General features: G+C 73.0%; 8 protein-coding genes and 1 pseudogene. 2 read left to right on the plus strand and 7 right to left on the minus strand.

Translation table 11 applies throughout. From position 1 onward, the window contains the following. Window positions 1–62 precede the first annotated feature (62 nt). A complete protein-coding gene (locus N5I75_RS07290; RefSeq protein ID WP_476675516.1) occupies window positions 63–1778 on the minus strand; it encodes a CTP synthase in 1716 nt (571 codons plus the stop codon). Between the two features lie 580 nt (window positions 1779–2358). Here N5I75_RS07290 and N5I75_RS07295 point away from each other — a divergent pair. Together N5I75_RS07295 and N5I75_RS07300 are read left to right on the plus strand one after the other, a co-directional pair. Next, window positions 2359–4161, plus strand: coding sequence for a glycoside hydrolase family 15 protein (locus tag N5I75_RS07295; protein WP_476676949.1), 1803 nt, complete (start codon window positions 2359–2361; stop codon window positions 4159–4161). Between the two features lie 60 nt (window positions 4162–4221). After that, window positions 4222–5886 carry a PucR family transcriptional regulator gene (locus tag N5I75_RS07300; RefSeq protein ID WP_476675518.1) on the plus strand — a complete coding sequence of 555 codons (1665 nt, stop codon included), beginning with the start codon at window positions 4222–4224 and terminating at the stop codon, window positions 5884–5886. A gap of 82 nt (window positions 5887–5968) precedes the next feature. Here N5I75_RS07300 and N5I75_RS07305 read toward each other — a convergent pair whose 3' ends face one another. The 6 genes and pseudogenes from N5I75_RS07305 to N5I75_RS07330 form a co-directional block, all read right to left on the minus strand. Next, the gene (locus N5I75_RS07305; RefSeq protein WP_476675520.1) at window positions 5969–7099 is read right to left on the minus strand and encodes a glycosyltransferase family 4 protein; all 1131 of its coding nucleotides are present in this window, start codon (window positions 7097–7099) and stop codon (window positions 5969–5971) included. A 209-nt stretch (window positions 7100–7308) separates the two neighbouring features. Continuing rightward, window positions 7309–8070, minus strand: a complete 762-nt coding sequence (locus tag N5I75_RS07310) for a hypothetical protein (RefSeq protein WP_476675522.1) — start codon at window positions 8068–8070, stop codon at window positions 7309–7311. Further along, window positions 8063–9787: a DNA repair protein RecN gene (recN, locus tag N5I75_RS07315; RefSeq protein ID WP_476676951.1), complete on the minus strand. Its 1725-nt coding sequence runs from the start codon at window positions 9785–9787 to the stop codon at window positions 8063–8065. Before recN ends, N5I75_RS07310 begins: the two co-directional genes overlap by 8 nt. 219 nt (window positions 9788–10006) lie before the next feature. Next, window positions 10007–10911, minus strand: a pseudogene (locus N5I75_RS07320) (NAD kinase). Next, a complete protein-coding gene (locus N5I75_RS07325) occupies window positions 10908–11723 on the minus strand; it encodes a TlyA family RNA methyltransferase (RefSeq protein ID WP_476675524.1) in 816 nt (271 codons plus the stop codon). Before N5I75_RS07325 ends, N5I75_RS07320 begins: the two are co-directional and overlap by 4 nt. 7 nt (window positions 11724–11730) lie before the next feature. Further along, entirely contained in the window at window positions 11731–12018 is a 288-nt protein-coding gene (locus N5I75_RS07330) for a hypothetical protein (protein WP_476675526.1), read from the minus strand. Between the last annotated feature and the right edge of the window lie 37 nt (window positions 12019–12055).

The raw sequence follows: 12055 nt of genomic DNA on the forward strand, positions 1-12055 counted from the left end.
CCGGGGCACGTGCCGCAAATGGCACGCACCCCGGTAACCGTACATCGCTGCTGCGACAGGCCTTACTTGCCCTTCTTGGCCCCCGCAGAACCCGCGGAACCAACGGAACCCGCAGAACCGGCGGAGCCCTGCGCAGCCACCTTGCGCTCCACCGCCGCCTTCACCAGACCGGCGAAGAGCGGGTGCGGACGCGTCGGGCGCGAGCGCAGCTCCGGGTGGGCCTGGGTGGCGACCAGGTAGGGGTGGACCTCGCGCGGGTACTCGACGTACTCGACGAGCTTGCCGTCCGGGGAGAGCCCGGAGAACTGCAGACCGGCCTTCTTCTCCAGTTCGGCGCGGTAGGCGTTGTTCACCTCGTAGCGGTGGCGGTGGCGCTCCTCGACGTACTCCTTGCCGTCGTACACCTCGCGCGCGATGGAACCCTCGGCGAGCTTGGCCGGGTACATGCCCAGGCGCATCGTTCCGCCCATGTCGCCCTCGCCCGCGACGATGTCGAGCTGCTCGGCCATCGTGGCGATGACCGGGTGGCCGGTGGCGGGGTCGAACTCGGTGGAGTTGGCGTCCGGCACGTCGGCCAGGTTGCGCGCGGCCTCGATGACGATGCACTGCAGGCCGAGGCAGAGGCCGAGCAGCGGCACCTTGTTCTCGCGGGCGAACTGGATCGCGCCGACCTTGCCGGACACGCCGCGCTCGCCGAAGCCGCCGGGGATGCAGATGGCGTCGACATCGCCGAGCTGCTTCGCGGCCCCGGCCGGGGTCTTGCAGTCGTCGGACGTGACCCACTTGATCTTGACGCGGGCCTTGTTGGCGAAGCCGCCCGCGCGCAGCGCCTCGGTCACCGAGAGGTAGGCGTCGGGCAGGTCGATGTACTTGCCGACCAGGGCCATGACGATCTCGTGGTCGGGGTTGTGGACGCGGTCGAGCAGGTCGTCCCAGGTCGTCCAGTCCACGTCGCGGAACGGCAGGTCCAGCTTGCGGACGACATAGGCGTCCAGGCCCTCGCCATGCACGGTCTTCGGGATGTCGTAGATCGAGCGCGCGTCGGGGCAGGCCACGACGGCGTCCTCGTCGACGTCGCACATCAGCGAGATCTTGCGCTTGATGGCGGTCGGGACCTCGCGGTCGCAGCGCAGCACGATGGCGTCCGGCTGGATGCCGATGTTGCGCAGGGCGGCGACCGAGTGCTGGGTGGGCTTGGTCTTCAGCTCGCCGGAGGGGCCGATGTAGGGCAGCAGCGAGATGTGCACGACGAAGACGTTGTCGCGGCCGACCTCGTGGCGGACCTGGCGGACGGTCTCCAGGAACGGCAGCGACTCGATGTCACCGACGGTGCCGCCGACCTCGGTGATGACGACGTCGACCTCGTCCGTCGCCATGCGGCGGATGCGGTGCTTGATCTCGTTGGTGATGTGCGGGATGACCTGGACGGTGTCGCCGAGGTACTCGCCGCGCCGCTCCTTGGCGATGACCTGCGAGTAGACCTGGCCGGTGGTGACGTTGGCCGAGCCGTCGAGGTCGACGTCGAGGAAGCGCTCGTAGTGGCCGATGTCCAGGTCGGTCTCGGCGCCGTCGTTGGTGACGAACACCTCACCGTGCTGGAACGGGTTCATCGTCCCGGGGTCGACGTTGAGGTACGGGTCGAGCTTCTGCATGACGACGCGGAGGCCCCGTGCCTTGAGCAGCATCCCGAGGCTGGAGGCGGTGAGGCCCTTGCCGAGGGAGGAAGCGACACCCCCGGTGACGAAGATGTGCTTGGTCGTCGTGGATTTGGGCGTCATGGCCAAGAGGGGGCTCCCGTGGTCGCGGTCTGGAGGTGCGTACCGGCGCGGACTCCGGACTCGTCGAGACGTGTCGGGGAGGGGAGGCGCCGTCGCTGCGGTTCGGGGGTTCGATGACCACCGGCTCACGGGCTACCAGGGTATCAGCGACGCGGGCAGGGTGCTTCCGGCCACGCTCCGCGCACGCGTCACCACGGGTCCACGACATCGTCACCCGGTGGTCACTCTTTCGGCTCAGGCGCGTTGTCGGGAGCGGCAAGCGGATCACTTGGGTGCGTCGTATCCTGCTCGCGACAGTCGGCTTGGCGAGTCACACGAGAAACGGCAGCACAACGGCGCCACCCCCGTCCGTGAAGCAGGTGCCGTCGCCGGAACAACCGGCTGGTCGGTTCGTTTGCGACGACGTGCCCCGACGACGTATCAAGACGATTCGTTGACTTCCGTTTGTGAACCGTTGACCGTTTACCGTTGACCGATCATCTAGACCTATGACCGCTGACCGCTGAGACCGCATTGCGATCGCCCCTCGACCCACTGTCGCGGCCTTGGGGCGTACGTGGCCGTTCGACTGGAGACGCACGTGGCCGGGCGCATCGAGGATTACGCACTTATCGGAGACATGCAGACCGCCGCCCTGGTCTGCCGGGACGGCACAGTCGACTGGCTGTGCCTGCCCCGCTTCGACTCGCATGCCATTTTCGCCGGGTTGCTCGGCACCGAGGATCACGGCTTCTGGCGCCTTGGCCCCGCGCACGCGGCCGACTCCGAACCGCCGGCGGCGACGCGCCGCGGCTACCTCGGGGACTCCCTGATCCTCCAGTCCGAGTGGGACACCCCGCGCGGCACGGTCCGTGTGACCGACTTCATGCCGCCGCGTGACGGCGCGCCGCAGCTCACCCGCATCGTGGAGGGCGTCACCGGGCGCGTCCAGGTGCGGTCGGCGCTGCGGATGCGGTTCTCGTACGGGCGGATCACGCCGTGGGTGCACAAGATCGACGGCCGTACGGTCGCCGTCGCCGGCCCCGACTCCGTGTGGCTGGACTCCGAGGCGGAGACGTACGGCAAGGACCTGACGACGTACTCCGACTTCACGGTGGCGCCCGGCGAGCAGGTCGCGTTCACCATCCAGTGGCAGCCCTCGCACCAGAAGCCGCCGTCGCTGCCGGACCCGCAGGGCGCGCTCACGGCGACCCAGGAGTTCTGGCAGGAGTGGGTCGAGCACTGTACGTACCACGGCCCGTACCGCGAGGCCGTCGTGCGCTCCCTCATCACGCTGAAGGCGCTCACCTACGCGCCGACCGGCGGCATCGTCGCCGCGCCCACCACCTCCCTGCCGGAGGAGATCGGCGGCGTACGCAACTGGGACTACCGCTACACCTGGCTGCGGGACGCGGCGATCACCCTGTCCTCGCTGCTGCGCACCGGTTACCGCGAGGAGGCCCGCGCCTGGCGCGAATGGCTGCTCCGCGCGGTCGCGGGCGACCCGGAGAACCTGCAGATCATGTACGGCATCGCGGGCGAGCGCGAGCTGGGCGAGGCCGAGCTGGACTGGCTCCCCGGCTACGAGAACTCGACGCCCGTACGCGTCGGGAACGGGGCGGCGCACCAGCTCCAGCTCGACGTGTACGGCGAGGTCACCGAGGCGCTGCACCTGGCGCACATGACGGGCCTGGCCCGCAACGACTACGCCTCGCTGCTCCAGCTCAAGCTCATCCAGTACCTGGAGAAGCACTGGGACGAGCCGGACGAGGGCATCTGGGAGGTGCGCGGGCCGCGCCGCCACTTCGTGCACTCCAAGGTGATGGCGTGGGTCGCGGTCGACCGGACCATCAAGCTCCTGGAGTCGGGCGAGGCGGACGGGCCCCTGGAGAGGTGGCGCGAGCTGCGCGACGACATCCACCGGGACGTGTGCGCGCGCGGCTACGACGCCGAGCGCAACACCTTCACGCAGTCCTACGGCTCCAAGGAGCTGGACGCATCGCTGCTGCTCATCCCGCAGATGGGCTTCCTGCCGCCGGACGACAAGCGCGTCATCGGCACCATCGAGGCGATCCAGCGGGAGCTGTCCACGCCGGACGGCTTCATCCTGCGCTACCCGACAGACGGCGACAACGCCGGGCTCGATGGGCTCCCCGGCGACGAGGGCGCGTTCCTGGCCTGCTCGTTCTGGATGGCGGACGACCTCGCGATGATCGGCCGGGTCGACGAGGCCCGCAAGCTCTTCGAGAAGCTGCTCGCCCTCCGCAACGACCTGGGCCTGCTCGCCGAGGAGTGGGACCCGCACCTGCAGCGCCAGGTCGGCAACTTCCCGCAGGCGTTCAGCCACGTGCCCCTGATCGACACGGCGCTGCGCCTCACCTCGTCCGGCGCGTACAGCGGCTGAGCAGCCCTTTTTCCCCATCCGGGATGTCCATGGGGCGGACACGCAGGTAGCGTCCGCCTCATGGACAGCTCCCGCACCCCGCAGAACGCCCCGGCGGGCATCACCGTGCAGCGCGCCCTTGAGCTGCCGGGCCTGCGCAGCGGGCTGCCCGAGGTGGTGGCGGGGCAGGACCGGCTCCAGCGGACCGTGCGCTGGGTCCACGCGGGCGAGGTGCCCAACATCGCCTCCCTGCTCAAGGGCGGCGAACTGCTTCTGAGCACGGGCTACGGGATCGGGACCCGCCCCGCCGAACAGCGGGCCTTCGTCCGCAGGCTGGCCGACCGGGGCATCGCGGCGCTCGTCATAGAGCTGGGCCAGCGCTTCGAGCGGCTGCCCGCCGCGCTCGTCGAGACGGCGCGGGCCGCGAACCTCCCGCTGGTGCAGCTGCACCGCGAGGTGCCGTTCGTGACGGTCACCGAGGAGATCCACACCGAGATCGTCAACGGGCACTACGCGCTCCTCCGCCGCGCCGAGGACGTGCACCGCCGCTGCACCGAGGCCCTGCTCGGCGGCGGCGGTGTCCCGCAAGTCCTCCGCGTCCTGGCCGGGTTCAGCGGCAACCCCGTCTTCCTGGAGACCGTCGACGGACAGCTCCTGTACGCGGCGGGCGCGGCCGGTGACGTCGCCGACCCGCTCCAGGTGTGGGAGGGCATGCGCGCCACCCACCAGGACGAGCCGCCCGGCGGAGCCGTGCTCGTGGACGTGCCGGGCGGCGGGCCCGGCGCCGGTTCCGTGCGGGCGCGGCTCGTGCTCCTGCCGGTCGCGGCGCCGCTCGCGCCGGTCCACCGGATCGCCGCCGAACGGGCCGCGGGCTCCCTCGCCGTGGTGCTCATGCAGGCGCGGCAGGAGGAGGAGCTGGCGGCACGCGGGCGCGGCGACTTCCTCACCGACCTCGCGGAGGGGCGGATCGCCCCGGAGGACGCCCCGGCGCAGGCCCGCGTCCTCGGCTTCAGGCCCACGGGGCAGGGGCCGCTGCTTCCGGTGGTGATGCGGCTGCCGGAGACCCCGGTCGGCTCCTCGCCGGGCGGCGGCTGGGCGGTCCTCGCGCGTGCCGTGGCGGAGGAGCTGGCGTCGGTCGGCGTGCCCGTGCTGCTCGGCGTACGGCCCGTCGAGGGGCGGGTGCCGCTCCTGCTCGGCCTGCGCGCGGAGTCGGAGCGCCCGGCGGTCGCGGAGCGCGTCGCGGCGGCGCTGCGGGCCGGGGTCGAACGGTCCGGGATGCGGCGGGCGGGCGCCCAGGCCCCGGTCGTCGTGGTCGGCGGCGCGGGCGGCTGGGCCGCGGCCGCGGCGGGCCTGCGCCACGCGGCGGAGACGGCGACGGCGGCGCAGGGCCTGGACGGCAAGGCGTGGCACGACGCCCGGCGCCTCGACATCGACCTGCTGCTCTGGCGGCTGCACCGCCACGACGAAGGCGCCCTCGCCGCGTTCGTCGAGCGGGCGATCGGCCCGCTCCAGGACCACGACAAGCGGGCGAAGCCGCCGCTGTTGCCGACGCTCCAGATCTACCTCGCGCACGCGGGCCGCAAGGCGGAGACCGCCCGTGAGCTGCATCTGAACCGGCAGACGCTCTACAACCGCCTGGCCCGGATCGGCGAGTTGCTCGGCACCGACCTGGACGATCCGCAGACGGTGCTCGCGCTGAGCCTGGCGCTGCGGGCTCGCCGCCACGTGCAGCAGCCCGTGCGGTAGAAGCCGCCGGTCGACCGTGCGGCCCGTTCGTCGTACGGCGCAGGTCAACTCGTGTGGCAGAACCCGTAAGTCAGCCCGCGCGTCAGAAGGCGCCGGTCAACTCGTCGTACACGCTGAGGACCTGGGCGATCGTCGCGTCCTCGGTCGGCCAGGACGCGGCCTGCGCCCTCCCCCGGTGCCGGAGTTCGGCGCGGCGCGCGGGGTCGGAGAGCAGCCGCTCGACGGCCCGGGCGAGCGCCGGGGCGTCCCCGTACGGCACCAGTTCCGCGGCCTCTCCGACCAGTTCGGGGATGCCGCCGACCCGGGTCGCCACCAGCGGCACGCCCGCGTGCAGCGCCTCCTGCGCGAGCAGCGAGCGCGACTCCCAGCTGCTGGGCAGCAGCGCGACATCGGCGGCGGGCAGCAGCTCGGCGACGTCGTCACGGCGCCCGGCGAGCCGGACGGGCAGCCCCTCGGTCTCGATCCGCCGCTGCAGCGCGGCCCGTTCGGGCCCCTCGCCCGCGATGACGAGGAGCGGCGCCGGGTCGAGGTCGAGCCAGGCGTGCGCGGCGTCGAGCAGCACGTCGTAGCCGCGGTGCCGCTCCAGGCTGCCGACGGCCATGAGCAACGGGCGGTCGGTGGCGCCCAGTTCGGCCCGTGTCTTGTTGCGGGCCCGCTCGGCGTCCTCCGCGTCGACCCGTTCGGCGCGGCGCGCGGGGAAGGAGACGGCCGCGAGCCGCGCGTCCCGGGCGCCGCGCTCCCGCGCCCGGTCGACCAGCTCCGACGAGGTGCCGAGGACGACGGACGCGGCGCGGGCGACGCGGCGCTCAAGGATGCGCAGCAGATGGGCCCGGGCCCCTTCCGCGTAGCCGCGGGTGTGCCAGGTGACGACGAGCGGGACGCGGCGGCCGTGCAGCGCGAGGGAGGCGCGCAGGGCGGCGTGCAGGCCGTGCGCGTGCACCAGGTCGGCGTCGGCGCAGGCCACGCGGAGCGCGGCGACGGACGCCGGGTCGCTGGAGCGCGGCACCGCGAGGTGGTGGGCGCCGACGTCCCCGAACCCGTAGGCGCGCTCGGCCTCGGACGGGGCGCAGACCGTGACGCGCACGCCCCGGGCCACGAGCCCGGCGGCGAGCGAGCGGACGTGGGCGCTGCTGCCCGCGCTGCCGCCACCCAGTACCTGCACGGTGCGCAGCGGCGACTGTCCGTGCGCTGAGTGGCTGCTCACGTGGCTCACGCGGCGGGGCTCCTGATGCGGTGGTTCGGGTGGTTCCGGGCCGGGGGGTGGTGCGGCCCGGAAGTGGTCCAGGGTGTGGTCCAGGGGTGTGGTCCAGGCCAAGGATGCCAGTCCGTACGGAGTTCCGGCACCGGCCACGGTCCCCCACCCGGCCGTCCCGGGCAACCCGGCGCACCGGACCACTCACACGGGTGAAGTCGGGGCGGGCCTCAGTCGCGTGTTCCCCGGGCCCGAGCGCTCACGTGTTCGCCGCCCGCGACGGCGGCCACGAGGCCGGCGGCGTGCGCGACGAGCCCGGCCCGTCCGTTGCCCGCGACGATGGCGACGCCGAGCGCGGCGCCCAGGGCGTGCGCGCCCGCGTCGCCGAGCACGCCGCGCTCGGCGAGGTCGTCCGGGAGCGCCACGGCGGCGGCGCCCATGGACGCTGCGGCGAGCGATCCGCGCAGCAGCCCGGCGCTGCCGAGCGCGAGTGCCGCCTGGGCCGCGCGTCCGGGCCGTACGTCGACGAGGTTGACGACGTGCGCGGTGCTCGCGACGACGACCCCGGCCAGGGCCTTGTCGGCCCACCGCTCCTTGAGCAGCGCGCCCGCGACGAGCCCGGCCGCCGAGATGCCGAGCAGTTTCACGGCGCCGCTGGTGACTTCGCCGTGGAGCAGGGCGCCGAGGTGGGCGCGGAAGCCGCGCCGCGGGTCGTCCGCGCCCGCCACGTCGTCGTAGGCGCCGCAGGCCCCGGCCGCGAGCGTGGCGATCAGGGCGGCGCCGCGCGTCCCCGGGTCCGAGACGAGCACGCCCGCCGCGGTGCCGAGGGTGACGGCGGGCCCGGCGCACAGATCGACGCCGCGGCCCGCGTAGTTCTTCCGGTCCCACAGCCGCGCGCCGCCCGGCTTCGTACGGCGCAGGGCGCTGCGGGCGACCAGGGTGACGCCCGCGGCGACAGCGGCGGCGCGGAGGCTGCGGGCGGCCTCAGGCATCGGCGCGGGCCGCCTCTAGGAGTTCCTCGGCGTGCGCGCGCGCCGTCTCGGAGTCCTCCTGGCCCGCGAGCATCCGCGACAACTCCCGTACGCGGTCCTCGCCTTCGAGCACGGTGACGCCCGAGCGCGTGACGGTCCCGTCGTTCGTCTTCTCGACGAGGAGCTGGCGGTCGGCGAAGGCCGCGACCTGCGGCAGATGCGTGACCACCACGACCTGCGCGGTCTTCGCGAGCTTCGCGAGGCGCCGGCCGATCTCGACGGCCGCCTTGCCGCCGACACCGGCGTCGACCTCGTCGAAGAGGTAGGTCGGCACGGGGTCGGTGCCCGCGAAGACGACCTCGACCGCCAGCATCACGCGGGACAGCTCACCGCCGGACGCACCCTTGGCGATGGGCCGGGGCGGGGCGCCCGGGTGCGGCGCGAGCAGAAGTTCGACCTCGTCGACACCGCTGGGCCCGCACACCACGGTCCGCCCGCCGACCTCGACGCCGTCGCCCGCCTCGGTCTCGTTCTGCCGGATGTCGAAGGACACGCGCGCGTGCGGCATGGCGAGCGAGGCCAGTTCCTCGGTGACGGCGGCGGCGAACCGCGAGGCGGCCTCGGTACGGGCGCTGGTCAGCTCCTGGGCCAGCGCGCCCAGCTCACCTCGAAGCGACTCGCGCTCGGCGGCCAGCTCCTCGATCCGCTCGTCGTCGCCGTCCAGTTCGAGCAGCCGGGCGGCGCTTCCCTCGGCCCAGGCGAGCACGCCCGCGACGTCCTCGCCGTACTTGCGGGTCAGCTGGGTCAGCGCGGCGCGGCGCTCCTCGACGGCCGAGAGCCGCAGCGGGTCGGCGTCGAGGTCGTCGGCGTACCCGGCGAGTTCGGCGGCGACATCGGTGAGCAGGATCTGCACCTCACCGATCCGCTCGGCGAGCGTGGCGAGGGCCGGATCATGGGCCCGTACGGCGTCCAGGGCGCGGGCGGCGCCCCCGACCAGCGTGGTGGCGTCGACGCCCTCCGGGTCCTCGGGGTTCCCGGCGAGCGCGGCGTGCGCGGCGGCGGCGGCCGAGGCGAGCGCCTCGGCGTGCCCGAGCCGCGAGGCCTCGTCCGCCAGCTCGACGTCCTCACCGGCGCGCGGCTCCACGGCGGCGATCTCGTCGAGCCCGAACCGCAGAAGATCGGCTTCCTGCGCCCGCTCGCGCGCACGCGTGGTGATCTCGTCGAGCTCACCGCTCACGGCCTTGAGCCGCTTGTAGACGGTCGCGTACTTGGCCAGCGGAACAGCGACGGCGTCCCCGGCGTACCGGTCGAGCGCCTGCCGCTGCCGCCCGAGCTTGAGCAGCCCCTGCTGATCGGTCTGCCCGTGCACGGCCACCAGCTCGTCGGCCAGCTCGGCGAGCACGCCCACCGGCACGGATCTCCCGCCCAGATGCGCCCGCGAACGCCCCTCGGCGGAGACGGTACGGCTGACGAGCAGCACCCCGTCCTCCAGCTCGGCCCCGGCCTCCTCGGCCCGCGCCACGGCACCCGAACCGGGGGGCACGGCGACGCGCCCCTCCACCACGGCGTTCTTCGCGCCGATCCGCACGAGCGCGGGGTCGGCCCGCCCGCCGAGCAGCAGCCCGAGGCTGGTGACGACCATGGTCTTGCCCGCGCCGGTCTCGCCGGTCACCGCCGTGAATCCGGGTGACAGCTCGACCACCGCGTCGTCGATGACTCCGAGCGACCGTATCCGCATCTCCTCCAACACGAACACGACCTTACGAGGTGACAGGCAGTCCGTGCGACGGCCCCCTCAACGAGTGCCCCGAAAGGGGCGCGACGAACGACACGACGAGCCCCGCCAGGGGCACGACGAACGGCACGACCAGCCCCGCCAGGGGCGCGGGGAACTGCGCGACCAGCCACGACGAGACGGGCACCCGGCAAATGACGGCCACCCGGCAGCCGGGACCCGTCAGTGAGGCGCCCCGCGCCACCCCGCGACGGGCAACGCGAACTTGGCCACGAGCCGGTCAGTGAACACCGCATGATGCAGCCGAGCCAGCCGCACAGGCACAGCCCCCCGCCGAACCTCCACCCGAGCCCCGGCAGGCAACCCCACCGTCCGCCGCCCGTCACACCACAACACCCCATGCGGCGTATGCGGCTGCACCTCAACCGCCAGCACCGAGTTCGGCGACGTAACCAGCGGCTTGGCGAAAAGCGCATGCGCGCTGATGGGCACCATCAACAACGCCTCCACCTCAGGCCACACCACAGGCCCACCCGCCGAGAACGCATACGCCGTGGACCCCGTAGGAGTCGCACAGACGATCCCGTCACACCCGAACCCGGTCACGGGCCGCCCGTCGATCTCCAGAACGACCTCGAGCATCCGCTCAGGCTCGGTCTTCTGCACGGCGGCCTCATTGAGCGCCCAGTCCCGATGAACCACGTCACCGTTGCGATGCACGACGACGTCGATCGTCATGCGCTCCTCGACCTCGTACTCCTTGGTGACGACCCGGTCGACGACCTTGTCGAGGTCATCGCGCTCGGCCTCCGCGAGGAACCCGACCCGCCCGAGGTTCACCCCGAGCATCGGCACGCCGGACGCCCGCGCGAACTCGGCGCCACGCAGCAGCGTCCCGTCACCCCGAGGACGATCAGCAGCTCGCACCCGTCGAGGCAGGCCGGAGTGGCCTCCTGCACGAGCTGCACGGAGGAGGGCAGCGGCAGATCGGCCGCCTCGGAGGCGAGCACCCGCACCCCGAGGCCGCTCTTCAGCAACCCCTCCACGACGCGCTCGGCACTGCGAATGGCCGCCGGCCGCCCGGTGTGCGCGAGCAGGAAAACAGTACGAGCTCGGGTCTGAGTCAACGCGGCCCCTCCGCCACTGCACGGTCAACGTCGGCCGGGTCCAGTTCGGGCGCCCCGGCACGCAGCCACAGAAAGTACTCGACATTTCCGGAAGGCCCGGGCAGGGGGCTCGCGGTGACGCCCCGCACGCCGAGCCCGAGCGCGTACGCCTGGGCGGCCACACCGCGTACGGCCTCGGCCCGCAGCTCGGGGCTGCGCACGACGCCACCGCTGCCGAGCCGCTCCTTGCCCACCTCGAACTGCGGCTTCACCATGAGGACGAGGTCCGCGCCGGGCGCCGCGCACCGCGCGAGCGCGGGCAGCACGAGCCCGAGCGGGATGAAGGAAAGATCCCCGACCACCACGTCCACCGGCACTCCGTCGATCGCCTCCAGCGTCAATTCGCGTACGTTCGTACGGTCCTTGACGGTGACGCGTTCATCGCTCTGGAGCGACCAGGCGAGCTGCCCGTACCCGACGTCGACGGCGACGACGTGCGCGACCCCGGCCCGCAGCAGGACATCGGTGAACCCGCCCGTCGACGCCCCGGCGTCGAGCGCCCGCCGTCCCTTGACGTCAAGTCCCTGCGGCCCGAACGCGGCGAGCGCGCCCGCGAGCTTGTGCCCGCCGCGCGAGACGTAGTCGGGGTCGCTGTCGTCCGAGGCGACGACGATCGACACCCCGGCCTGCACCTGGGTCGCGGGCTTGGTCGCGACGATCTTGGCCACACTCACCCGCCCGGCGGCGATCAGCTGGCTGGCGTGCTCCCGGGAGCGGGCCAGCTTGCGGTGGACGAGTTCGGCGTCGAGGCGGCGACGTGCCACACCTGCCACGGTCGGTTCAGCTCCTGTGCTCGTACGTCGATGAGGGCGACGCTGGATACGTGGGTGACGGCTGGGGCCTGGCGTCGAGCGCGGTCAGCGCGTTCCGGAGGCCCTGGTGTACATCCTCGTACACCTCGACGTGTCCGTCCGCCGCGAGGTGGTCCACATCGCCGAGCCGCTCGATCTCGGCGTCCACGGCGGCGTTGCCGGTGGGGGTGCGCACGATGCCGAGGGGCGCCGGGGCCGCGGGCTCGAACGGCGCGTTCGGCTGTTCGGCGGGGTGCTCGGCGGGAGTGTCACTCATGCCCAGACGCTACCTCGGAAGCCCGGTGTACCGTCGA

Source organism: Streptomyces sp. R818, from assembly GCF_056172735.1.

Coding starts and splice junctions, on each gene's coding strand:
- N5I75_RS07300 (WP_476675518.1), top strand. CDS start 4,222: ATGGACAGCTCCCGCACCCCGCAGAACGCCCCGGCGGGCATCACCGTG.
- N5I75_RS07310 (WP_476675522.1), bottom strand. CDS start 8,070: ATGCCTGAGGCCGCCCGCAGCCTCCGCGCCGCCGCTGTCGCCGCGGGC.
- recN (WP_476676951.1), bottom strand. CDS start 9,787: ATGCGGATACGGTCGCTCGGAGTCATCGACGACGCGGTGGTCGAGCTG.
- N5I75_RS07290 (WP_476675516.1), bottom strand. CDS start 1,778: ATGACGCCCAAATCCACGACGACCAAGCACATCTTCGTCACCGGGGGT.
- N5I75_RS07330 (WP_476675526.1), bottom strand. CDS start 12,018: ATGAGTGACACTCCCGCCGAGCACCCCGCCGAACAGCCGAACGCGCCG.